The sequence below is a fragment of the Pelagovum sp. HNIBRBA483 genome (assembly GCF_040931995.1).
GTDB lineage: Bacteria > Pseudomonadota > Alphaproteobacteria > Rhodobacterales > Rhodobacteraceae > JAEPMR01.
This window is the reverse complement of the sequence record NZ_CP162412.1, coordinates 1469884-1493571: the sequence shown is the minus strand read 5'-3', so window position 1 is coordinate 1493571 and position 23688 is coordinate 1469884. Positions and strand designations below refer to the sequence as shown.

Below are 23688 nucleotides of genomic sequence, written 5' to 3'. Positions count from 1 at the left end.
GTTAACCCTCGACGAATAGGTCAATTGCCGCCCGCAACTGGTCCCAATCCGTGAACTCATGTGTTTCATCGGCGGGAACGCTCGGTCGATCTTTCAAAACGACGTGCCGCAACACCATCGATGCAAAATAATCGTACTTACCTGACCGCACCGCGCCCGCTACCAACGCGACCTGCCTTGGCTCCAAGCCCGTTCGCATAGTCAATTCGGTGACGTATTCTTGCGCCTCTTCTCGCCCCGCCGTGAAGGCAGCATTCAAGCTCACCGACAGCAATAACGGCCCTTTTGCGTTTAGGGCGTCCCTTTGCGCCAGAAGAAAAACTTCAAAATCTTCCGGATGTCGCCGCTCATGCACCGATCCGGCGAGAATGACCTTATCGGCACTTTCGATATCGATCACAGCGGTATGATCAGCGACATCGAACGTCGCGACCTCGTGCCCCAATGCCCGCAAATGCTGTTTCGCAAAGCGCGCAATCTTTCCTGTTTGCCCCTCGATTGTTCCAAATACGATTGCAACTTTCATGTCGGCCCTCCAGTCTATTCAGCATCACGAACCTAGCCTACGCCTCCAAAACCGGCATTGCGACAGATCAATTTCATCTAAACACGCAGGGTTGCAATTGCCGCAACCCACCTATGAACATCAAAATGTCATTGCCTCTCGCTTTTTGAAACTGAATGCTTTATGAGATAGTTTAACGCTAAACAATTCTTCTAGCGACAGACGGAGGACCTATGGCCGCGAAGAAACCAGCGCAAAAACCTAATGTATCTGCGGATGAATTACTCACCTATTACCGTGAGATGCTTCTTATCAGGCGCTTTGAAGAAAAGGCAGGCCAGCTCTATGGCATGGGCCTTATCGGTGGTTTCTGCCACCTCTATATCGGTCAGGAAGCCGTTGTTGTCGGGCTTGAGGCCGCAGCCGAGGAAGGCGACAAGCGCGTCACCTCCTACCGCGACCATGGCCATATGCTTGCCTGCGGCATGGACGCTAAAGGGGTCATGGCCGAGTTGACGGGCCGCGAAGGCGGTTACTCGAAGGGCAAAGGCGGCTCCATGCACATGTTCTCGAAAGAGAAGCATTTCTATGGAGGCCACGGCATTGTCGGTGCGCAGGTGCCGATCGGCGCGGGCCTCGCCTTTGCGGACAAATACAAAGGCAACGACCGCGTCACCTTCGCTTATTTCGGCGATGGCGCTGCCAACCAGGGTCAGGTCTACGAGACGTATAACATGGCCCAACTATGGGATCTTCCGGTCGTTTTCGTCATTGAAAACAACAACTACGCCATGGGTACCAGCGTCCAGCGCTCAACCAAGTCGCCATCCCTCTGGGAACGTGGCGCCGCCTACGGGATTAAAGGCGAAGAGGTTGACGGTATGGACGTGCTCGCGGTGAAAGACGCCGGCGAACGCGCTGTTGCGCATTGCCGTTCCGGCAAAGGCCCGTACATCCTCGAGGTCAAAACCTATCGCTATCGCGGTCACTCGATGTCCGACCCTGCAAAATACCGGACTCGTGAGGAAGTTCAGAAGATTCGCGAAGAACGTGATCCAATTGAAAATGTGCGCTCGATCCTCCTCACCGGCAAACATGCCTCCGAAGAAGATCTGAAGGCGATCGACAAAGAAATCAAAGATATCGTCAACCAAGCCGCCGAGTTCTCGAAAGAGAGCCCCGAGCCTGCGCTCGAAGAGCTTTGGACTGATATTTACGCCGCTGAAATCCCGCAGGAGGCTTAAGACATGGCGACTGAAATTCTTATGCCCGCCCTCTCCCCCACGATGGAGGAAGGCACCCTCGCAAAATGGCTCGTCAAGGAAGGCGACACCATTTCTTCTGGCGACATCATCGCCGAGATCGAAACCGACAAAGCCACGATGGAATTCGAAGCCGTCGATGAGGGCGTGGTCGGCAAGATCCTGATCTCGGAAGGCACCGAAGGCGTGAAGGTCAACACCCCGATCGCCGTTTTGGTCGAGGAAGGTGAAGACGTCCCCGCGGAAACATCGTCAGCACCTGCTGCTCCCGCGTCGGAGCCAACTCCGGCCGCCGAAGAGCCCGCGCCAGCGAAGGTCGCAGCCGCTCCTGCCGCGCCAAGCCCAGACACAAGCCCCGACTGGCCCGAAGGCACGGAAATGAAAACCCAAACCGTCCGCGAAGCGCTGCGCGACGCAATGGCCGAAGAAATGCGCCGCGACGAGGACGTCTACCTGATGGGCGAGGAAGTCGCCGAATATCAGGGCGCGTATAAGATCTCACAAGGATTGCTTGATGAGTTCGGCTCCAAGCGCGTTATCGACACACCGATTACCGAACACGGCTTTGCCGGTATCGCTGTTGGGGCGTCCTTTGGCGGCTTGAAGCCAATTGTCGAGTTCATGACATTCAACTTCGCCATGCAGGCGATTGACCACATCATCAACTCGGCCGCCAAAACGCTCTACATGTCCGGTGGTCAGATGGGGGCGCCGATGGTGTTCCGTGGCCCGAACGGTGCCGCAGCGCGCGTCGGCGCGCAGCACAGCCAGGATTATGCCGCGTGGTATGCCCAAATCCCCGGCCTCAAGGTCGTCATGCCTTACACAGCTGCCGATTACAAAGGCCTGATGAAATCCGCCATTCGTGACCCGAACCCTGTAATCTTTCTCGAAAATGAAATCCTCTACGGCAAGAGCTTCGACGTTCCGGTTCTCGATGATTTCACCGTTCCGTTCGGAAAGGCCCGCATCGCGCGCGCAGGCGAGGATGTCACAATCATTTCGTTTGGCATCGGCATGACCTACGCGCTTGAGGCCGCAGAAAAACTGGCCGAAGAAGGCATTAACGCCGAGGTCATCGACCTGCGCACCCTGCGTCCGATCGACTACGACACGATCATCGCCTCCGTGATGAAGACAAACCGCGTCGTTACCGTCGAGGAAGGCTGGCCCGTCGGCTCCATCGGCAACCATCTGTCGGCTTACATCATGACCAACGCATTCGATTACCTCGATGCGCCGGTCCTGAACTGCACCGGCAAGGATGTACCGATGCCCTATGCCGCTAACCTCGAAAAACATGCGCTCGTCACTACGGACGAGGTCATCGCTGCCGTCAAACAAGTGACCTACCGCTAAGGAGAACCGGAGATGCCAACAGAAATTCTGATGCCCGCTCTTTCTCCGACGATGGAGGAAGGCACTCTGGCAAAATGGCTCGTAAAGGAAGGAGATACCATCTCCTCTGGCGACCTGATTGCCGAGATCGAAACCGACAAAGCCACGATGGAATTTGAAGCCGTCGATGAGGGTGTCGTCGGTAAGATCATGATCCCAGAGGGCACCGAAAACGTCAAAGTTAACACCGTCATCGCTGTACTTCTCGAAGACGGCGAAAGCGCTGATGATATCGGGTCAGCAACGGCGGCTCCCACCGCACCAGAAACGCCCGCTGAACCGGCACCCCAAACCGAAGCCGCAGTAAGCGCACCTGCTGCGTCTCCTGCACCCGCCGCGCCGGTCTCGGCGGACGGAGAGCGGGTCTTTGCCTCTCCGCTGGCACGTCGGATCGCTGCTCAAAAGGGCCTTGATCTTGCGTCGATGAAAGGCTCTGGCCCGCGCGGCCGGATCATCAAAGTGGACGTTGAAGGCGCGACCGCATCCCCGCAAGCCGCCGCAAGCGAGGCTCCAGCCGCACAAACCGCACCCGCCGCACTCCCGGCAGGCCCGTCCACCGACGCCGTCCTCAAGATGTACGAAGGACGGGAATACGAGGAAAGCAAGCTTGACGGGATGCGCAAGACAATCGCGGCGCGCCTCACAGAGGCAAAGCAGACGATCCCGCATTTCTACCTACGGCGCGACATCCAACTGGACAATCTCCTCGCTTTCAGAGGCCAGTTGAACAAGCAACTCGAAGTGCGCGGTGTCAAACTTTCGGTCAACGACTTTGTGATCAAAGCCTGTGCGCTGGCTCTGCAACAGGTGCCCGAAGCGAACGCCGTGTGGGCGGGTGATCGTGTGCTGAAACTCAAGCCCTCCGACGTCGCAGTTGCTGTCGCGATCGAAGGCGGCCTTTTCACCCCGGTCCTGAAGGACGCAGATCAAAAATCACTTTCCGTCTTGTCCGCAGAGATGAAAGACCTCGCCTCCCGCGCACGCGATCGCAAGCTCGCGCCGCACGAATACCAAGGCGGCAGCTTTGCAATCTCCAACCTCGGCATGTTCGGCGTCGACAATTTCGACGCGGTGATCAACCCGCCGCATGGCGCGATCCTCGCCGTCGGCGCAGGTGTGAAAAAACCCGTTGTCGGGCCGGATGGTGATCTCACCGTCGCTATGGTCATGTCGGTTACGCTCTCGGTCGATCACCGTGTGATCGATGGTGCACTAGGCGCACAGCTTCTGGCAGCGATCAAAGACGGGCTTGAAAATCCAATGGCCATGTTGGCCTAAAAACCGTTATAAAAAGAAAAAGGGCGCCCTTTTTGGCGCCCTTTTTCTTTTTGAGTCAGATATTTAACCGCCGAAGTGATACCCGGGCGTTGATTTCATCAACGCTATTTCGTCTTCCGTCATAACCGCTTCGACATCTTCGAATAGGAGAGTTGAAAGGTAGCGCTCGCCGGTATCGGGCAGCATACACAAGATCACCGAGCCATCCGGCGCATCCTCGACAACCTTGATAGCCGCTGCAAAGGTTGATCCGCCCGAAATACCCGTGAATATGCCCTCCTCCGCCGCAAGACGTTTCGACCACGCCATGCCGTCCGTCCCAGCGACCGGCAGCAGCTCATCGTAGTAATTTTTGTCGATCGCTTCCTGTAACACGAGCGGAATGAAATCAGGCGTCCACCCCTGAATGGGATGCGGCTGCCAACTTGGGTGACTGCCAGCAGGAGAGCCATCATCAAGCCGTTCTTGCGCTGAACCCGAGCCTACGATCTCGGCATTTGCAGGTTCGGTAAGAATGATCTTTGTCTCGGGTCGCTCTTTCCGCAACACGCGCCCGATGCCGGTCACGGTGCCGCCGGTCCCGTAGCCGGTCACCACATAATCGAGGCGCTCACCCTCGAAGTCTTTGACAATCTCGCGCGCGGTCGTGCGCTCGTGAATATCGGCATTTGCTTTTGTCTCGAACTGCCGCGCGAAGAACCAGCCATTTGCCTTGGCCAGTTCTTCCGCTTTGCGGTACATCCCAAAACCCTTTTGCTCTTTCGGGGTCAGGATCACCTTCGCGCCAAGGAAGCGCATCAGCCGGCGCCGCTCTACTGAAAAGGTTTCCACCATCGTAATCACGAGCGGATACCCCTTCGCGGCGCATACCATCGCCAGACCGATGCCGGTGTTGCCCGATGTTGCTTCAACAACGGTCTGGCCGGGCTTGAGCGCGCCCTCTCGCTCAGCAGCCTCAATGATGGACAGCGCAAGGCGGTCCTTCACCGAGCCACCGGGATTGGTGGCATCTGTTTTCACATAAATCGTAACATTTTTCGGGGCGATCTTGTTGATCCGTACAACAGGCGTATCGCCGACCGTCTCAACGATCGACGCATATTTCTGCCCGCGCCCATTTGTCGAAAATCCAGTCATTCGTCTCTCCCGAAATTTTTTGCACTTTCGAGACGATAACACAGAATGACGAAGCTGTCTTAGGTCTGATCTTTGAAAAGCTGATCCATCGCGACCGACGGTTGGTCGCAACCTGCCGCACCAACAACCCGCGCAGGAACCCCCGCGACGGTCGTATTCGGCGCGACATCCTTCAACACCACAGAGCCAGCCGCGATACGGCTACAGCAGCCAATGGTGATGTTGCCCAACACTTTCGCACCGGCACCGATAAGTACCCCGTCGCCAATCTTGGGGTGACGATCCTCGTCCTCTTTTCCAGTTCCGCCAAGCGTCACTGAATGCAGGAGCGAGACATTATCACCGACAACCGCCGTTTCGCCGATGACGATCGAGTGTGCGTGATCAATCATGATCCCCTTGCCGATCTTCGCGGCAGGATGGATGTCGATCCCAAAGATTTCGCTCACCCGCATCTGGATGAAATATGCAAGGTCTTTGCGCCCCTGCTTCCACAACGCATGACCAAGACGGTAGGCCTGCACAGCCTGATATCCTTTGAAATAGAGCAGCGGCTGCATGAAGCGATGGCAGGCAGGGTCGCGCTCATTCACCGCGACCAGATCGGCCCGCGCTGCTGCCGAAATCGAGGGGTCATCCTTCAACAACTCATCTGCAATTTCGCGCAGAATCTGGCCTGACATCTCTTCAGAAGCGAGCTTCATGGCGATCCGATAGGCAAGCGCACATTCAAAGCTGCCATGATGCAGCACACCCTGATGCAGAAGGCTCCCCATGAGCGGCTCCTCACGAATGGCAGCTTCTGCCTCAGAGCAGATGCGATCCCACACCGGGTCCACTTTTGCCAATTTGCTATGCAGATTTGCCATCGTTCGGCCCTCTCTTTCGCCTGCTGTCTATCGCAGATAGGGTGTGAAATGAAAGTTTAAACCGAAAAGCGGATAAATCCAAATGCCCGCTCCTGATCTCGAAGTCTACCGCGCCGAAATTCACCAACGCCTTGAGGAACTGAAGGTTGAAGACGCGCGTGGCAAGGATGCACAAAAAACCGTCGAGCTGGATCAACAAGCTGTCGGGCGCTTATCGCGCATGGATGCGCTGCAAAACCAAGCAATGGCGAAGGCACAAGCCACGCGCCGCGCGGCGCAGCGGCAAAGGCTCATGGCCGCCCTTGCACGGATCGAAAGCGATGAATTCGGTTACTGCTCCGATTGTGGCGAGGATCTCGAACCAGCGCGCCTATCCGTTGATCCAACCATCCCGCGCTGCATGTCTTGTACCCGCGGATAGTGCTCCAATACCGTTCCAATGACGCGCTGCATTATCTCCAGATAAGCGAAATCAAGCCCAACCTGCGTTGGTTTTCGGGGACAAGCGCCTAGAATATCCATAATTGCGCCGCTGCCAAATGCCGGATGCGGCCTGCCCCGCGACGAACGATAGAGATGCGCCTCAGCGGCTGATGCGACTGTTTCTTCAATCCTCGCCTCACGGTCTTGTTCCTGCCAGCAGAGCGCAGCCCGCACTAGGAAATCCAGATCACAGATCGAAACCGACCACTGCCTCACGGCGCGGCCACCTCGGAAATTGGCCCCGCGCCAAAAAGCGCGGACATTTGCGCGACCCGAAAGCGCATTGCGCCGCTCGCACCGTCCTCAGCCATCTGCGCGGCACTGTAAGTGGTTTGAGATGTTCCCACGACCCAACGACGCCAAACAGTCGAACCAGTGACCGCCTCGATAATATATTCCTCGCGCTCTTCGCCTAATGGCACATCGGCCTCGGACCAGTGATCACCGCCGCTACGCGTGCGCCGGATCCAGCTCAACCGGATGTCTCCGCTGCCATCGCGCATGGCGCGCAAATGACAAACGCGATACGGCCGCAAACCAACACCAGAAAACGCTCGCACCTCATGGCGCATCGCAGGGCTGGCAAGCCCTGATGCTTCAGGCCCATATCTGTAATTTCGTGTCACGCCGATCCAGTCCCGCGCCATAGGCACCTGTGCGAGCCTGTCATCGATCCGCACAAAATAGCTGCCAACGGGCCAAGCCTCCGGCAGCACACCATCAGTGCCGGCCTGCCCGCGCAGCCGTTCGGCCAATTCATAGGTATTTACCCCGACCAACGCGGCCTGCGCGAACTGCATCACCTCCCAGTTCTGCCCGTCCCCAATCGCCGCCGCATTCGCCCCGCTCAGAAGCTGCGCCGCCGGAACACTAGACAAATGACCGCTCACCAACTTAACCCGCACCGCAGCGCCCCGATCCCAAAGTCCCGCCTCGGAACGGGGCAAAGGGTCGAGCAGCTTGCCGATAATCGCAGGGCGATCCACCGCGCGCACAAGGGCATAATCCTGATCCCCTGCATCAGATGCCCACAGCCCCACTCCCCCGGGCCAAGGTGCATTCGTCGCGCCAAACCACGGCTGATGGGCGCTGTCTCCCTCCCGCAGTAAAGGTAAATCAAGGAAAACCCCGTCCACAGGCCGCGCTGTCACCCGTTTCGCAACGACAGGCGCTGGCATCGCGGGCGTTCTTTCAGATGCCTGCGCCGTATGGACCGCCAGCGCCTCAATCGTCCGGTGCCCTTCATCCAGAACCGAAGTCACCTGATATTCTCGCGACTGATCCCCGTCGAGGGTTAGAACATCGCCAGTGTTCACCACGCAGGCAGAGGGCGGCAATGCCAACGCCAATGCCTCGCGCCCGGCACTGGCCTCGGCAAGAAGCCGCTCGGCGCACCGATAGGCATCCTCCGCCGTAAGCACCGCGGTGAGCGCGGCGCGCCCAGCCGCCCCCCCGCCGCGTGATTTGCGCACGTCAACCGCCCGCGTTGCGTATTCGGCCTGCCCTTCCCAGTGGGTCAACCGAAAAGCACCAAGCCCCTCCTCCTGTGCGCCGCGCCGACGGGTAATTGCTGGCGCGTCAGCGCCCATATCCACCACCGCCTCACGCGCAATGGCATAATGTTCCCGATGCGCCGCACTGCGAAAGACGAGCACCCCTTCACGCTCCAACACGTCAAAAGGCTGAAGCACCGCTAAGGTCTCCAAAATCTCCCGCGCCGATTGCCCGCGATCAGCGACAAAACCAATGACCTGCCCGTATAGACCAAAGACATCATACCGTGTGATCCCTGCCCTGTCACAAAGCTCAGCAACGATCCCTGCCATCCCTCGCGCACTGGTGCGCCCGTTGATCCAATGCCCTAGCCGGTAATTCGCCGCATCCGACCAAACATCCCCCTGCGCCGGAAAAGCCGGATAAGGCCGTGCATCCCACGCCCAAACATGGCACCGATCCAATGCCAGCATCGGCGCGCCGGTCAAAGAGGAAATGGGATTGTGCTCAGGTTGAGCGTAATAGCCAATGACTGCCCGCAGATATTGCGCCTGCATGAAGGCGTCCGGCGTCCCGTCCGACTGGTACGGCAACGCAGATTCAGACGATTTCGGATCAACGAAAACATTCGGCTGATTGGCTCCCAGATGCACCGCAGGGCATCCTAGTTCGGTGAACCATATCGGTTTACTCTCCGGCACCCAAGGAGACGCAACCGCCGCTTTTTCGCCGCCGATCCGGTCAAAATGCTGAGCCTGCCACCAACCTTTAAGGTCCTTATAGCGCCAGACCCAATCCTCTCCCCAATAATCGCTGATCGGCGAACGGATCTGCGCGCCGCGCGCCTCGGGAGAGTGGTAGTACCAATCATACCCCTCGCCACCGGCCACATTCTCCGTCAAATAATCCAAGTTGTGGATCGCGCCCGCTGCCGCATCCAGATGGTCAGTCTGCGCCCGCCAGTCCGCAAGCGGCATATAATTGTCGATGCCGATGAAATCGATATTCTCATCCGCCCAGAGCGGGTCGAGGTGGAAAAGCTTGTCGCTAGTGCCCGCCGGTTGATAGCCGTGGTACTCCGACCAATCCGCTGCATAGCTGATCCTGCAATTTGGCCCGAGGATGGACCTGACCTCCCCCGCTAACGCCCGCAAACCCTCAACAAATGGGAAACTTCCCGTGTCGTCGCGCGTTTGGGTCAGGGCGCGCATTTCTGAGCCAATGCAAAACGCATCGACCCCGCCCGCCAGCGCGCAAAGATGCGCGTAATGCAGAATGAAACGGCGATAACCCCAATCCGCCGCGCCGCTATAGTCCACCGTACCAGCACCTGATACGAAATCGCCAGCCTGCGCCGCCCCCAGAAACTGAGATATTTCGGCCGCCGCCGCCGCAGTCCCGTCAGGTGAGCCTGCCACATTAGGCGCGCGGCTCGTCGTAATTCGCCCGCGCCACGGCAGAGCCGGCTGCCCGGCCTGTCCCGTCCAAGGGTCGGTCAGGCCGTTCCCTTCAGTTTGCGCCATCAGGATGAACGGATAGAAAAGAACGGCCTTACCCTTTTCCTTCAGCGCAACAATCGCTTCAATAACGCTCTGGTCCGTTGGCGTTCCCCCATAGAGCGCAACGCCATTTTCCACCGGCACAACATCCGCCACTCCCCGCGACAAACCCGAAACGCGCCATGGCATTGTCTCAGCGTCAATACCTTCGGGCTCGACCCGCGGCGCGATTTGGCAGTCTGCGCAGCGCAAATCTGTCCCGAACCAGGACACCACCAACGACACTGAGCTGCAGCGCGGCAACTCGGAATCAAGTGCGCTAAGCGAGGTCGAAAAATCGGATTCATCAGCGGCCGTATTGACGTTCAGCGGACGTGTCTCACCAAACCCCTCCGCACCGTAGAGTGGCGTTGATGCAAGGCTGTATTCCCCGCTTCCGGGGATCAGCGCCACGCCTTCGATAAAGCGTGCCGGATCGGATTGTGACAGCGGAAGCGCGGCGGGGCTTGGCCGTGTCACTTCGAACGAGAACGAAGGCACCCTGTTACCAAACCGGCCAAGGTTCAAATCCTCGATCACTACATAAGCCGTACCGCGAAAGGCCGGCGCATTTGTTTGCACCGCCTCTATTAACGGATCGGGTAACTGCGTCTCAGAACCCGTATAAACCCGCATATTCAGGCTCAAGGGGGCAATTTCCTCCCCTTCGGCCCAGATCCTGCCAACGCGGCTGATCTCGCCCTCACACAGCGCCAATGCGAGGCTCACCGAATAGCTCCCGTCGTTGGCCGCAGATGCGCCCCCTTTACCGCCTGCGCTGCCGTCAAGGTCACGTTTGAAATCACTCGCCCAAACAATCGTTCCCGCGATCCGCGCTTGGCCGAACACCTGCGGCAATACTTGCCCCTCGCTTGCGCCCGAGAGGCGGAAGCGGTCCGGCCCATCGCCATCCGCCTCTGCTCTTCCTTGCATAATCCCTTGATCAATGCGGCGCCCCATCGCGGCACCGATAGCCCGGCCTATCACGGCGGTTTCAAGCCCCAGAACCGAGCCACCAATCGCGCCACCCGCTGCCATTCCAACGGAAGAAAGAAGTATCGTCGCCATTTATTTCGTCCCTTTGGGAAAACGGAAGCGCGCACAAAGCGCCCGCTCCCAAAAGCCGGAGAGACGTGACTCAACAACACCCCTCCCAGAATATGCGTGAATGAACTGCGCCATCGCGCCATCGGCACTCTGGATGCCCAAGTGCTTAGCAATGGCGTTTGGCATCATGCGGAATAACAGCACGTCCCCGATCTGCACGTCCGCGGGATCGACACAGCACAAATGCCGGAGCGCTGCGTCCCACAAATCCTCCTGCCGTCCCATCTCGCCCCAATCAGCGCTGTAGCTGGGCGGAATTTCCGGTAGCGGTCCGATGACCTCCTGCCAAACCCCCAGCACGAGGCCAAGGCAGTCCGCGCCTGCACCACGGCACCGCCCTTGATGTCGGTACGGCGTTCCCAGCCATGAACGTGCTTCACTCAGAACCTCATGTCCGCGCTCGGAAGCCCCAGTCATCGCAAGGCACCGCCATCATTCGCGCCGCTCGCGCGCGGCACACGCATGCGCCAATCCTCACCCGGCACATACGGAAAGCCCCGAAAATTGATGAAATTGTCAAATTTGGCTTGGCAATTATCGGGGGTACCATCACAGCCTGCCGTTAGCAGCAGCCGATCTCCACCCACCAATGGCAAAGCATCCTCGAGCGCGATCTCGCGCAACCCATCATCGGCAATCTTGTCGCTCAGAACAGTTGTTTCAATGCCAACAGCCACCCCACTCAGTACCTGCAACACCCCACGCGCGAACCAACCCTCTTCCGGCGCGGCGTCAAGGTTCAATGCGATGCGATCGTCAAAAACCGATACAACCGCGCCCTCAACCTGCCGCTCCCCCGCAGTGAGATCGACACCACAGCGCGCATCGCCCAACCGTGCTGAGCACAAGGGCTGAATGGTCCTCGCAATGGGCGTTCCCAAATCAGCGCTCAAGCTGCGAAGTTCAGCGCGAAACCGTCCATCCTCGCGATGGATTTCACCAAGACGGCCACGAAACCGGATGCGCCGCATGGTCGGGTCGTTCCAGTTGACCAACCATTCGGTCACCTCCGCACCATCGTAGCGCCCAAGCGCGATATCTTCCTCGCGGATCGCGGCATCGCTCAAAGCACCGAGCACTTCGCTATTGCCCACGGCGAGCCCCAGCCCATACTCCAGCGCTCGCGCGTCAAACCCGCTCTGCGCCGAATAGGTCAGCCCATCAAAATTCAGGCTCTCGTCATGATCGGTAAAGCCCAGCCTCACCCCATCCGCACGGGCAAGTTCCCACGCACGACAAACAGTCGTCACCCCTTCTGCCAGATGTGCCACCAAGCCGGTCATTGGCGCAGCTCCACCACCGGCACATCCGGCACCGCGCTCGCCTCGAACGTCGCGAGCGAGGTTTCCAGCCGGTCCGTGTCAAACCGTACCGGCACATCAAATTCATATCCCGCCGTGACTTCTGCTCCGTTGTCCGGCGGCGTGAAAAAATGCACCATGCCGGTGAGCGCATCGAGAGTAAAATCAACCTCTGGCCAAACCTGTACGCCCCCCACGGCCACCATGACCGAGCTCGCCACTGGCTTTGAAATTGGCCTCAGGTAGTGATCAGCGCCTGAGCGATAAAGTTTCTGCAATTGAAAGTCAGTTCGCACTTCATCACCAAACCCGAGGATTTGATCCAGCGGTTCTGGCGTGGCCGAAGGCGCGCAGCTTTTGTGGTCTATCCAGTCCTTCCACCGAAAGCCATGCAGCGCACCGCGCCGCGCCTCAAAGAAATCGATCAGCAAAGCCACATCATCAAGCGACCGCAATCCGACACCCGCATCATAACGCCGGCGCGAATGGGCCCACGGCGTGTTGCGCTCTTCATGCCCCGAAACAAGCGCTACGATCTCTGTGCGGCGCTCCGGCCCACCAAGCGCGCCAAAGCTGATCGACGGCGGAAATTGAATATCATGAAAACCCATCATACCCCCCTAACGGTTCCGTTGTCCGTGGCCGATGACCCGTCCGAGCCGCGCCGCAATCTGCGATTGGCTGCGCTGAAAGCTCTGAACATCCGGTGTAGTGATATGCATGGTCACATTAACCGCGCCCGATCCCCCAGCGGATTGCACACCAAGCCGCCCATCCGCACCGCGCGTCAGCGGCAGGATCGCCTCTGGCCCTGCTTCCCCCATCAGCCCACTTCTGCTCCCCCGCATGGCGAACGTCTGCGGGCCGGATACCACGTCACCGCCACCCGCGCTGGAGGGTCGCCCGCTTTGAAAGACCCCGCCGCGCGCGAAGGGCATCACTGATGAAACGATCCCGTTCAGCCCTTCTGCCATCATTCCCCCGAAATGATCGGTCACAGGCCGCATTGCCGCGGCATAAACGGTTTGCGAGATCGAATTTCCAAGCCCTTTGAGCACATCGCCCAAGCCGCGCCCGTCGATCACCAGCCCGTCAATCGCGCGGCGCAGCCCGCTGGAAAATCCGCGCTCTAGATTGCCCAGATCGCGGGTCGTCTGCGCCATACTCCTGCGCATGCCGTCCATCTCGCTGCGGAAAGCATGCGCAATCGTTCCGCTCTCCGCCATGCTTTCGCCAAGCTGCGCAAGCTTCTCCTCAAAGGCGTTCATCTCGTCCTCAAATTTTTCCATCATGTCTCTCCTCATCGGGATAGGCGGCGCATAGCGCCTCAAACCGTTCCCGCATGGTTGCTCCGGCGCCCGCAGCGCGCGGTTCCCACCCCAGCAGCAACATCAGCTCCAACGGCGTCAGCGCCCAGAAATCCTTGGGATGCAGTTTCAGCTGTCCAATGCCCGCCCGCATCAAGCCTTCCCAATCCAGAATCACGCCGTTCACTCCGGCAACCGAAAGGCCTGGATCAGCAGTTCCGCCGCATGGCGCGCCGCCGTTGTTGCCCCGCCCCCCAGCCGCGCGTGCATCAGATCCGCCTCCGTGCCGGTCCAGCCGCCCCCACGCAGCCCTGCTGCCAGCAACGCGGCAATGTCCTTGCTTCGCACCGCACCACCCTCGAACCGCTCCAGAAGCGGACCGAGTCCTTCCTCGCCGAGGCGGTCCTCCAGTTCGGCCAATGCCCCCAGGGTCAGCCGTGCCGGCAATGTCTCTCCGTCAATTACGATGAGGACATCACCTCCCAAAGGACCGCCCCGCCCCATCAGACGGCCGCCGTGAAGGTCAACACGCCAGCCGATGCAAGCGACAGCTCGTATGTCGCCTCGCCATCGTAGTTGCCGGAATACTCCAGACCGGAGATGACAAACGGCCCTTCGACCGTGCCAAAATCGGGGATAATCAACTGGAATGCCGGCGCTTCACCGTCAAAGAAAACCTGCCGCGCACGCGCATCGCTGGAACCGTCCTTGAAAACCCCGGAGCCCGAGATTGCCGCCGTTTTCACCCCCGCTCCGGCCAACAACTCGCGCCAGCCTCCGCTGCTCTCCAAACTGGTGACATCCACTGTCTCCGCGTTGAAAGCGATCCGCGTCGCCCTGAGGCCCGCCATCGTTTCGAATTGCCCGCCACCCGTCAGATCGACCTTGATCAACAGGTCCTTCCCGCTCTGTGCCACCATGGTTCATGTCCTTTATTTGCATTGCATTTCCGGCCTCAGCTGTCGTCCAGCCTTGCCTCGAAGATCAGTTCAATCTGCCGCTGGTTCCCGCTCCCCAGCCGCGCGGCCTTCGCGCGGCGGAACCGCATGAAGCTGATGGCCCCACGCACCAGAGCAGGCTTCGCTCCATCCAGCCTGTCGGATATTGCCGCAGCGATTGTTTTGGCATCGGCAAACCCCGCGTCAGAGGTCGTCACGGTCACGCCAAACCGGTGCAAGGCACCGCTGCCCGTCTTGTCGCCGCGCGCTTGCGCCTCTTCCGGTCCGAGCGTCACATAGGTCGTTGGCAAGGTACCGCTCGGAAGCGCGTCATAGATCGCTCCGTTCACAAGCCCCGCAAGGGTCGCGTCGCCCGCGAGATGCGCGTAGACCGCCGCCTGCAACGCTGCTGATTGCCCGTAACTCATGTCGCCAACTCCTCCTCCGCATGACAGATGAGAAAGCGCGCTGCCGCATCCCGCTCCGTCACCGCCAGAATGTCAAAAGTTCGGCTCCCCTCCCTGAAGCGTTGCCCTGCTGCCGGTCGCCCTGAATGCCCTTCTGGTACCGCCCGCACGGTGATCTTGTAGCGCGCGCGGCTTAGCGCCCCCGCGACGCCCCGCACCTCGCGTCCACTGCGCCCATCAACCTCTGCCCATAGAACACCCAGTTCCTGCCAAACGCGCCGCCGCCCGCCCGCGCCGTCCTCGGTTTCAAGCGGCGCTTCCAGCACCAGCTTTCTGGTCAACTCAGGTGCCCTGCTCATGACCATCTCCGGCCAGCCGAAAGGCGCACCACGCGGTAGCGCGCGATCAAGGCATTCACACCATAAGGCAATGCTTCCGCCGTCGCCCCGCCACTGGCGTTGCGTGTCTCGTAAAAATGCGCCGCCAGCATCATCACTGCCTGTGCCAGATCATGAGGCAAATCAGCCCAGGCGGCCCCCATTCCGGCCTCAAAGCTGATCTTCAGTTGCCCGCGTACCGGCACTGGCGGGTGCGGCACCAACCGTGGCGCATGCGCGTCGGGCAGAAGCCTGTGGGCGATAACCTCAAGCGCCGTCTCGCTGCCGTCGGCAGCCAACTGTGTCAGTGCCAACACTTGCCCAACAGGCGCCACCGCAAAGGTGTACTCCGCACCGCGCGGTGGGTTCTGAACTGTGGCGCTGAACTGGCGCGTCAGCAGGACCTTGTTCGTCTGGGCCTCGATGGCCGCCAACGCCGCCCGCAAACACCCCGCCAGCAAGCCGTCCTGAAGCGCGTCCTCCGCGAAACCGGACCCCAGCCTGAGGTGCTCGCGGAACGCGACCACCGGCAGGGCTGCATCGGTCACAACTGTTTCTTCAACTAACATTGATAGACATCTCCGGTTCTCGGTCTCCGTCAGGACCGCATTTGGGAAGGGCGCGCACCGGCCGTGCCGCACGGACGGAAGGAGTTGCTAGACACCACGGTCGCAAATTGGTGCGCGCCCGGGAGCGACGGCCATACAGCGCGACGCCCCGTCCGGTCCGCTTTAAGCGGTGCCGAACTTCAGCAACTTGATCGCGCTGAAATCGCTTACCGCCCCGCCCACGCGCTTGGTGGCGTAGAACAACACATGCGGTTTGGCAGAGAACGGATCGCGCAGAACCCGCAGATCAGGCCGCTCGGCCACGGTGTAACCCGCTCCAAAATCACCAAAAGCAATCGAGAAGCTGTCATTCGCGATATCGGGCATGTCCTCGGCGATCAGCACCGGATAGCCCATCAGCCGCGCCGGCTCCCCCGCGGCAAGCCCATCAGACCACAAGAAGCGGCCATCGGCATCCTTCAGCTTGCGCACGGTGCCTGCGGTTTTGGAGTTCATCACAAAACTTGCGCCCGCGCGATATTGCGCCCCAAGGGCATAGACCAACTCAATGATTGGATCGCCATCGGTAATCGCCCCAAGGCTGCCCGTGGTGACGTAGCCCAGATTACCCCATGCCCAGACATCATTATCCACCGTCGGATAGCTCAGGAAGCCGGTCGGCTTATCGATGCCGTCGCCGTTCACAAAAGCAGCCGCCTCCGAACGGGCGAACTTGTCAGCAATGCGCTGCGCCAACCAGCCTTCTATGTCGAATGCGCTGTCGTCCAGCAACCGTTGGGATGCCTTCGGCAGCGCCGAAAGCTCGTGCAGCGGGATGGAGATGCGGTCAATCTGCGGGGAGGCGGTTTCCGTCGCGCTCGCTGTTTCAGAAGCCCACCCCGCGCCTATGTCCGCATGATCCACCAGAACGTCGTAAGAGGTCGCATCAACCGACACGATGCTCGCCACTGACCGCAGCGAGGCGGTTGCGCTGACCGTTGAGCGGATCGTCTCGGATGTCTGCGGATCAACAAGATAGCCACCATCCGCCGCCACCGCCGTGGACATCGCCTTCGCGTCCAGATCAAGCCCGCGCAGGCCATCATCCTCGCCGGTTCGCACATAGGCAGCAAAAGCCTTCTGATGTGGCTGTCCCGGTTCCGCATTCACCGCCAAAGCGGGCCGCGCTGCGCGGATCATCTTCTTGTCCAAATGGGTCATTCGTTCTTCCTGATGTTGAAGTTTCTGTTTAACTGAACTGGTGAACTCTCTGATTTCATGTGTGAAATCATCTATCGCACCCTTGATCTCGGCATCTCGATCGGTCGCAATCACCGCCGCTTCTGTGTCGCTCATCTCGTCCTGCTCCTTTGCTCAAAAGAAAGTTCTCTGCGCGTCTCGGCCATCACCCCCGCCGCGATCCGCAATCCCTCTGCCCATGTTTCCGGTGGTTTGATATAAGGCGCCTCTTTCCGGTCGATCCGCGCCTCCCGCAGCATCGGGAACGTCACCAGCGACACTTCCCAGAGGTCCACCTCCAGCAACCGGCGTGATCCGTCTTGCGCCTTTTCCGCGCGCACTGTGCGGTATCCGATCGACAAACCGTCAATCGCTCCTTCCGCGATCAACGCTGCTGCCTCGCGCCCTTGTTCCAGCTTGGTCAAGATGCGCCCGCTCACCCACAGACCGCGCCCGTCCTCGCGCACTTCATCCCAAACACCGATGGGCCGCGTCGGATCATGCTGCCAGAGCATTTTCACCCTGCCGCCAGACGTTTCCAGCCGCGCGAGAGATGCCGCATAGGCACCCCGCGCCACGCGATCACCCCCCTGATCCTTGGCTTCGAAGTGTGATGCATAGCCAGATATTTCGTGGCCAGAACTCACCTCCAAGCCATTGGTAAGTTGCGTAAATTTGCGCTCAAGCTGCATCACAATCCCCCTCTCAGTTGCAGGATCATCCGCATCAAGTCGACCAACAGCAGGCCACCCGCCACCGCCGCCAAGGCCCAGACCTGCCTTTCCATGCGCTCCATCATCCGCTCGATCCGGCTCAACCGGACATCCACCGTCGCAAGCCAGAAATCGGTCACTGGCCCATCGCCACCGCCCCGCGCCTGCCGGCTCATGCTCAAGACATCACCGGTCATCACCAACCTCCCGCGCAGGAAGTCCCAACAGAACCCGCTTTTCAGCCTCGCTGAGGAAGTCTACGGCCGCCACGCGCCGCCATTGCGCCTCCCGTTCGGGCGCCAAGGCAGGCACCTGATCCAGATCCGGCCGCAGCTCGAAATCTTCGTTCAGGAACCCAGCAAGCCACGTCCCGATCGCCGCCGATACCTTCGCCGCCAGCGGTAGAACGGTCAGGCGATAGAAGGCACGATTGGCCTCCTGATAATTCGCGTAGGTCGCGTCACCCGGTATGCCAAGGAGCATTGGCGGCACGCCAAATGCCGTGGCAATCTCCCGCGCCGCCGCTTCCTTGGTTTTCTGAAATTCCATGTCCGAGGGTGAAAAACCCATCGGCTTCCAGTCCAAACCGCCTTCCAGCAACATGGGCCTGCCTGCATTGCGTGCGCCTTGGTGCTGGCTCTCCATTTCCGAGAGCAGCCGGTCGTATTGGTCCGCGCTCAGCGGCGCTTGCCCGTCCCCCCCGCGATACACAATCGCGCCCGATGGCCGCGCTGCATTGTCCAGCAAAGCCTTTGACCAGCGCGACGCCGCGTTATGCACATCCAGTGCCGTGGCCGCTGCCTGCAAAGCTGATAGCCCGTAATGATCATCCTGTGGATGAAAGCCACGAATATGACAAATCGGGCTGGCACTTTCCCGCACTGCGTAGCGGTGCTTGCGCCCGTTCACGACATAGTCATAAGCGACCGGCCATCCCTCTGCGCCGGGCACCACATGCATCCGGTCTGCGCGCAGTACATGCAATTCATCGGGCGCCACGCCAGCACTGTCCCCGCCGACGGCCTCTAGATAGGCACTACCCGTCAGCAACAGATGCCCGTAAATCGCTTCCAGCAAAGCAGCCCGCCCCTGCGCCGCGTTCGGGCGGGCCAACAGGGCCAGCACAGGATGCGTCTCATAGCGGCGTTCAGGCGTTTGCAGCACCAGCGGAACCGCCGCAGCCGCCTCGGCAATCAGTGTCACCGCACGGTAACCGACAGGATTTCCGGTAAAGCCAATCCGTGTCAGCGTGACCACATCGCGCGGGCTCCATGCCACACGGCCGCTGCTGCCCCAAGCAGCCACCCGCCCCGCGGCAGAGGCCTTCGCCTCCACGGCACCGCCTTCTGGCCTGCCATCTCCCTCGGCATCGGCCCTCTTCAGAAAGTCAAACATGCATCTCTCCCATCTGCACAGGCACCGCTTTGCGCCCGTCGATGAGGAAAGATTGCCCGACAATCCCTGCGATAATCCGACCCCACCGCGCGGTGGGATCGGCAACACCTCTATAGCACGCGCATGCGCGGCCGCCGCCACTGGCGCGCAGGGTCGATGACCAACTCCTGCAATGCCCAGACCAAGGCATCCACCCTGTCCGGCGAACCCCGTCCGGCAAAGCCTGTGCGGCACATCTGGCCCATCTGATCCTCCAACGCGGTCAGCCCTTCCAGATGGCGCACACGCCCTTGCTCATAAAGCGCCGCAACTGGTTCGGCGCGCGCGGCCTTCCCATGCGTTGCGCGCACCGCGCGAAACGGCACCAAAGGATCAATCTGCCGGATCACCGTCTCAACCAGCGCGCCGCCTTGATTAACCTCCGCGACCAATCGGTCCGCACCATGTCGTGCAACCGCCTCAAGCGCAGCACGCGCCCAGACCTCCGGCGTCGCCGCCGAGACAGTTGCATCCTCCAGCACATAACTGCACCAGCTCTGCGGCGGCCCCTCGCAGACGATCCCGGCGACGACGATTCCACAATCATCCGATCCCTGATGCCCGCTGACCGGCGGATCGACGGCCACCACGATCCGCGACAGGGGAGGTGCCGCCGAAACGCGCGCCTGCCCCAACATCTGCGCGGTCCACAGCGCCCCTTCCAGATCATCGAGCAGTTCGCCCTCCAGCTCCTGCCGCCCAAGCCGCGTCCCCCCGTAGCGGCGTGTCACCTCTTCCAGAAAACCGGCAGCAAGGTTGGCGCGGTTGGCGTCGGTCGGCGCATGGGTCGTTACCGTACTCGGTCGCGCCAGTATTTCGCGCAGCACTGGGGATTTACGCGGCGTCGTGGTGATGACCGCGCGAGGATCATCGCCGAGCCGCAGACAGAATTGCAGCATGTCCCATGTTTCCTGCCCGTTCTTCCATTTGGCCAACTCATCTGCCCACGCCGCGTCAAATTGCGGCCCGCGCAGCGACTCCGGATCATGCGCCGAGAACAGCTGCGCCGTCGCCCCATTGGGCCACACCAACAACCGCCGACCGGGTAGCCACTCCGGTCGCCTGTCGGGCGGCGCAAGCGCCATGATGCCACTATCGCCAAAAATCATCACCTCCCGCGCCTGATCAATGGTTTCCCCCACCAAGGCGACCCGCCGCGCCCGCCCCGCCATGCGCGGCGTCGCCCCCTCAACCATTGCGCGCACCCATTCGGCGCCGGCCCGCGTCTTGCCCGCGCCGCGCCCGCCCAGAATGATCCATGTCCGCCATTCATTTCTCGGCGGCAGTTGATGCGGCAGCGCCCAGAACTCGAACAAATGCGGTAAGGCGCGGAGTTCACTCGGGCTTAAGTCCTCCAGAAACGCCTCCTGAACCGCCACAGCTTCTGAGGCGATCCAGCTTGCGCCCGATATCGGCCCGCAATGTGTCGAGGTCATCGCCAGTGTCGGCGTCATCAGCGGATCTGGCGTTCTGCTCATTGTTCAGTGTCTCCTGTGCCTGTATCACCATTTCATATGCCATGCGCATGGCTTCGATCACCGCCAAGCGGTCCTCTAGCTGGCCTTCATCCGCAACGAAGCGCCTTAAATGCGCCAGCACCGGCGCGAGCCGTTCAGGTTCTGGAGTGTGTGTCATGCCTGTTCTTTCCTGCGTGTTACCCGTCGCAGGTGCGTGCCATCCGATGCGGCTTTGCCCGTCGGATGTCATGTCTAGCAATGACTGATGTTGCCGGCCCATTCAGAGCCGGTCAATTTATTTGACACCGAGCCGGTGCATTAAATCACTGATATATTTTGGTAATTATTCGTTACCATCCGCAGCGTCGCGGCGCTGTTGAGCCTCGATTTCCCGCCAGAGCGCCACGTTGCGGTTATGCTCGGCTAGTGTTTCCGCAAAGACGTGCCCGCCGGTTCCATCCGCCACAAAGAAGATGAAATCAGAGTCATCCGGATTAAGCGCCGCACGGATCGCCGCCCGCCCCGGGTTTGCAATCGGCGTTGGCGGCAATCCGTCGATCACATAAGTGTTGTAGGGCGTCTCGCGGCGCAATTCACTTTGCCGCAACCCGCGCCCAAGCACGCCTTCGCCCCCCGTGACGCCATAAATCACCGTCGGGTCTGTTTGCAGGCGCATACCCCGCCTCAGACGGTTGACAAAGACGCTCGACACCAAGCCGCGTTCATCCGCAACGGCGGTTTCCTTTTCAATAATCGAGGCAAGGATCAACGCCTCCTCTGGCGTTGTCACTGGCAGATCATCGGCGCGATTGAGCCACTCTTCCTCAAGGATCAACGCCTGCCGCCGCTGCATTTCGTCCACGATGCTTGTCACCGTATCGCCTGGGACAAACTCGTAGCTATCTGGTGCCAGCATGCCCTCGTCAGGCCGCAAATCCGTATACTCGGTGAGCGCATCAATCGAATTCAGCGCCGAAACAACCTGCCAGCTGGTCACACCCTCTGCCAAGGCAACGCGGTAGCGCGTATCCGGCTCCTCGCGCACCTCAATGTAATCGACCGGCACTTCATCCTCACCGAGCACAAAATCAAGCCGCTCAACGAAACGCCCCGAAACTGGGTCCAGTTCCCGCACCTGCACCGCCGTGCGCGCCACGCCCACACGGTAAACGACTTCCGTGCCGCAGGTGCTCTGCCCGCCACGGGTCAGCACATCGACGATCTGCTCCATCGACGCACCTTCCGAAACTAGGAAATTCCCCGCCTTCAGATCGTCGGAAAGCCCCGCATAATCCGCCCCAATGTTGAAAACGGCCGCCGACGTGATGGCGCCCTTTTCCACGAGGTCATCCGCCATCCGGCGCATCGTCGCCCCGCGCGGCACTTGTACGCAAATCGCCTGCTCAAGCGGCCCTTGCGCGCGAAAACTACGATCCGCCCACAGAACGACCCCTCCCAAAAGGAAGAGGCCGACCGTGAAAAATGTTAATGCATTAGAGGCGATATGCCGCCACATCAGCTCACTTTCCTGAACAACACGCTCGCATTGGTGCCACCAAAGCCGAATGAATTGGAAAGCGCGACGTTGATCTCCCGCTCCCGCTTCGCATTCGGCGCCAGATCGACCTTGGTTTCCACTGCCGGATTGTCGAGGTTGATCGTCGGCGGCGCCACCTGATCACGGATCGCGAGGATCGAGAAAATTGCCTCGATCGCGCCCGCAGCGCCCAATAGGTGGCCCGTCATCGATTTGGTCGATGACATCGTCACCTTCGCAGCCGCATCGCCCATCATCCGCTCGACAGCGCCCAGCTCGATGGTGTCCGCCATCGTCGAGGTGCCATGCGCGTTGATGTAATCAATATCGGCAGGCTCGATACCCGCGTCGGAAAGGGCTGCACGCATGGAGCGCTCGCCGCCTTCGCCATCCTCGGAAGGCGCGGTGATGTGATAAGCATCACCCGACAGGCCATAGCCGATCACCTCGGCATATATCTTCGCGCCGCGTGCCTTGGCATGCTCATATTCCTCAAGCACGACAATACCTGCACCCTCGCCCATGACAAAGCCGTCACGGTCCGCATCATAGGGGCGGCTCGCCGCTTTCGGATCATCGCCGCGCTTTGTCGAAAGCGCTTTACACGCATTGAATCCCGCAATGCCAATCTCACAGATCGCAGCCTCAGCACCACCGGCGACCATCACATCCGCGCTGCCGTATTTGATCAGGCGGCTCGCGTCGCCAATCGCATGCGCACCCGTCGAACAGGCCGTCACCACCGAATGGTTCGGCCCCTTGAACCCGTGCTTGATGCTCACCTGACCGGAAATCAGGTTGATCAGCGCGCCCGGAATAAAGAAAGGCGACACACGGCGCGGACCCTTTTCCTTGATCATCACGGCGGTGTCCGCAATCGTCTGCAAGCCACCGATGCCCGAGCCGATCATAACGCCGGTGCGGTGCTGTTTTTCGTCCGTATCAGCCACCCAGCCGGAATCCTCGATCGCCTGCTGCGCGGCAGCGATTCCAAATAGGATGAACTCATCCACCTTGCGCTGCTCTTTCGACGCGAGATAGGCGTCAGGGTTGAATGTCCCGTCGCTGCCGTCGCCGCGCTTAACTTCGCAAGCATAGGTGGTCGCCAAACCGCTGGCATCAAACAGGCTGATTGGCCCCGCCCCCGATTGACCGGCCAACAGCCGCTCCCAAGTGGCTTCGACGCCGTCCGCCAATGGGGTCACAAGACCCAACCCTGTCACAACCACACGCCGCATGATCTGCCCTCACCTAATGGTTTGCTTTCCGTACTGATACCCCAGCGCAATCGTCTGGGGCAAGGCCGGAACAGCCCTAGAAACGAGAACGGCACCCCAAAAGGGTGCCGCCAAACTGTCA

At 60.2% G+C, this 23688-nt stretch carries 26 protein-coding genes; 4 read left to right on the top strand and 22 right to left on the bottom strand.

The window, feature by feature from the left end; all coding sequences use genetic code 11:
• Window position 1 precedes the first annotated feature (1 nt).
• On the bottom strand, window positions 2–526 hold the full coding sequence (locus AB1E42_RS07385) for a flavodoxin domain-containing protein (RefSeq protein WP_368343609.1): 525 nt from the start codon (window positions 524–526) through the stop codon (window positions 2–4).
• A gap of 212 nt (window positions 527–738) precedes the next feature.
• Between AB1E42_RS07385 and pdhA the strand changes: the two genes are divergently transcribed.
• Genes pdhA through AB1E42_RS07370 form a run of 3 tightly spaced genes read left to right on the top strand, consistent with a single transcriptional unit; the run spans window position 739 to window position 4443 of the window.
• Window positions 739–1749: a pyruvate dehydrogenase (acetyl-transferring) E1 component subunit alpha gene (pdhA, locus tag AB1E42_RS07380; protein WP_368343608.1), complete on the top strand. Its 1011-nt coding sequence runs from the start codon at window positions 739–741 to the stop codon at window positions 1747–1749.
• A 3-nt stretch (window positions 1750–1752) separates the two neighbouring features.
• A complete protein-coding gene (locus AB1E42_RS07375) occupies window positions 1753–3126 on the top strand; it encodes a pyruvate dehydrogenase complex E1 component subunit beta (RefSeq protein ID WP_368343607.1) in 1374 nt (457 codons plus the stop codon).
• A gap of 12 nt (window positions 3127–3138) precedes the next feature.
• Window positions 3139–4443: a pyruvate dehydrogenase complex dihydrolipoamide acetyltransferase gene (locus tag AB1E42_RS07370; protein ID WP_368343606.1), complete on the top strand. Its 1305-nt coding sequence runs from the start codon at window positions 3139–3141 to the stop codon at window positions 4441–4443.
• A gap of 63 nt (window positions 4444–4506) precedes the next feature.
• Here the strand turns inward: AB1E42_RS07370 and cysK are convergent, their stop codons facing one another.
• Entirely contained in the window at window positions 4507–5580 is a 1074-nt protein-coding gene (gene cysK / locus AB1E42_RS07365) for a cysteine synthase A (protein ID WP_368343605.1), read from the bottom strand.
• A 59-nt stretch (window positions 5581–5639) separates the two neighbouring features.
• Window positions 5640–6449, bottom strand: a complete 810-nt coding sequence (cysE, locus tag AB1E42_RS07360) for a serine O-acetyltransferase (protein ID WP_368343604.1) — start codon at window positions 6447–6449, stop codon at window positions 5640–5642.
• Between the two features lie 82 nt (window positions 6450–6531).
• On the opposite strand from cysE, the gene AB1E42_RS07355 reads away from it, so the two are divergent.
• The gene (locus AB1E42_RS07355) at window positions 6532–6870 is read left to right on the top strand and encodes a TraR/DksA family transcriptional regulator (protein ID WP_368343603.1); all 339 of its coding nucleotides are present in this window, start codon (window positions 6532–6534) and stop codon (window positions 6868–6870) included.
• A 274-nt stretch (window positions 6871–7144) separates the two neighbouring features.
• Here the strand turns inward: AB1E42_RS07355 and AB1E42_RS07350 are convergent, their stop codons facing one another.
• The 19 genes from AB1E42_RS07350 to fabF form a co-directional block, all read right to left on the bottom strand.
• On the bottom strand, window positions 7145–11032 hold the full coding sequence (locus AB1E42_RS07350; RefSeq protein ID WP_368346334.1) for a glycoside hydrolase/phage tail family protein: 3888 nt from the start codon (window positions 11030–11032) through the stop codon (window positions 7145–7147).
• On the bottom strand, window positions 11033–11488 hold the full coding sequence (locus AB1E42_RS07345; RefSeq protein WP_368346333.1) for an NlpC/P60 family protein: 456 nt from the start codon (window positions 11486–11488) through the stop codon (window positions 11033–11035).
• Window positions 11485–12354 carry a DUF2163 domain-containing protein gene (locus AB1E42_RS07340; RefSeq protein WP_368346332.1) on the bottom strand — a complete coding sequence of 290 codons (870 nt, stop codon included), beginning with the start codon at window positions 12352–12354 and terminating at the stop codon, window positions 11485–11487. The genes AB1E42_RS07345 and AB1E42_RS07340 overlap by 4 nt, the downstream gene beginning before the upstream one ends.
• The gene (locus AB1E42_RS07335) at window positions 12351–12983 is read right to left on the bottom strand and encodes a TIGR02217 family protein (protein WP_368346331.1); all 633 of its coding nucleotides are present in this window, start codon (window positions 12981–12983) and stop codon (window positions 12351–12353) included. The genes AB1E42_RS07340 and AB1E42_RS07335 overlap by 4 nt, the downstream gene beginning before the upstream one ends.
• A gap of 9 nt (window positions 12984–12992) precedes the next feature.
• On the bottom strand, window positions 12993–13661 hold the full coding sequence (locus AB1E42_RS07330) for a phage tail tape measure protein (protein ID WP_368346330.1): 669 nt from the start codon (window positions 13659–13661) through the stop codon (window positions 12993–12995).
• A complete protein-coding gene (locus AB1E42_RS07325; protein WP_368346387.1) occupies window positions 13648–13851 on the bottom strand; it encodes a phage tail assembly chaperone in 204 nt (67 codons plus the stop codon). Before AB1E42_RS07325 ends, AB1E42_RS07330 begins: the two co-directional genes overlap by 14 nt.
• An 11-nt stretch (window positions 13852–13862) precedes the next feature.
• Window positions 13863–14183, bottom strand: coding sequence for a gene transfer agent family protein (locus AB1E42_RS07320; RefSeq protein ID WP_368346329.1), 321 nt, complete (start codon window positions 14181–14183; stop codon window positions 13863–13865).
• Window positions 14183–14599, bottom strand: a complete 417-nt coding sequence (locus AB1E42_RS07315) for a phage major tail protein, TP901-1 family (protein ID WP_368346328.1) — start codon at window positions 14597–14599, stop codon at window positions 14183–14185. The genes AB1E42_RS07320 and AB1E42_RS07315 overlap by 1 nt, the downstream gene beginning before the upstream one ends.
• Before the next feature lie 35 nt (window positions 14600–14634).
• Entirely contained in the window at window positions 14635–15045 is a 411-nt protein-coding gene (locus AB1E42_RS07310; RefSeq protein WP_368346327.1) for a DUF3168 domain-containing protein, read from the bottom strand.
• Complete coding sequence (locus tag AB1E42_RS07305) at window positions 15042–15383, bottom strand: head-tail adaptor protein (protein WP_368346326.1); 342 nt, start codon at window positions 15381–15383, stop codon at window positions 15042–15044. Before AB1E42_RS07305 ends, AB1E42_RS07310 begins: the two co-directional genes overlap by 4 nt.
• A complete protein-coding gene (locus AB1E42_RS07300; RefSeq protein WP_368346325.1) occupies window positions 15380–15970 on the bottom strand; it encodes a head-tail connector protein in 591 nt (196 codons plus the stop codon). Before AB1E42_RS07300 ends, AB1E42_RS07305 begins: the two co-directional genes overlap by 4 nt.
• A gap of 162 nt (window positions 15971–16132) precedes the next feature.
• On the bottom strand, window positions 16133–17305 hold the full coding sequence (locus AB1E42_RS07295) for a phage major capsid protein (protein ID WP_368346324.1): 1173 nt from the start codon (window positions 17303–17305) through the stop codon (window positions 16133–16135).
• Window positions 17302–17880, bottom strand: coding sequence for an HK97 family phage prohead protease (locus tag AB1E42_RS07290; RefSeq protein WP_368346323.1), 579 nt, complete (start codon window positions 17878–17880; stop codon window positions 17302–17304). Before AB1E42_RS07290 ends, AB1E42_RS07295 begins: the two co-directional genes overlap by 4 nt.
• Entirely contained in the window at window positions 17880–18098 is a 219-nt protein-coding gene (locus tag AB1E42_RS07285; RefSeq protein ID WP_368346322.1) for a hypothetical protein, read from the bottom strand. The genes AB1E42_RS07290 and AB1E42_RS07285 overlap by 1 nt, the downstream gene beginning before the upstream one ends.
• Window positions 18088–19296: a phage portal protein gene (locus AB1E42_RS07280; protein ID WP_368346321.1), complete on the bottom strand. Its 1209-nt coding sequence runs from the start codon at window positions 19294–19296 to the stop codon at window positions 18088–18090. The genes AB1E42_RS07285 and AB1E42_RS07280 overlap by 11 nt, the downstream gene beginning before the upstream one ends.
• 110 nt (window positions 19297–19406) lie before the next feature.
• On the bottom strand, window positions 19407–20771 hold the full coding sequence (locus AB1E42_RS07275) for a DNA-packaging protein (RefSeq protein ID WP_368346386.1): 1365 nt from the start codon (window positions 20769–20771) through the stop codon (window positions 19407–19409).
• Window positions 20671–20970, bottom strand: coding sequence for a hypothetical protein (locus tag AB1E42_RS07270; RefSeq protein ID WP_368346320.1), 300 nt, complete (start codon window positions 20968–20970; stop codon window positions 20671–20673). Before AB1E42_RS07270 ends, AB1E42_RS07275 begins: the two co-directional genes overlap by 101 nt.
• Window positions 20971–21135: 165 nt before the next feature.
• On the bottom strand, window positions 21136–22308 hold the full coding sequence (gene mltG / locus AB1E42_RS07265; RefSeq protein WP_368346319.1) for an endolytic transglycosylase MltG: 1173 nt from the start codon (window positions 22306–22308) through the stop codon (window positions 21136–21138).
• Entirely contained in the window at window positions 22308–23567 is a 1260-nt protein-coding gene (fabF, locus tag AB1E42_RS07260) for a beta-ketoacyl-ACP synthase II (RefSeq protein ID WP_368346318.1), read from the bottom strand. The genes mltG and fabF overlap by 1 nt, the downstream gene beginning before the upstream one ends.
• Window positions 23568–23688 lie beyond the last annotated feature (121 nt).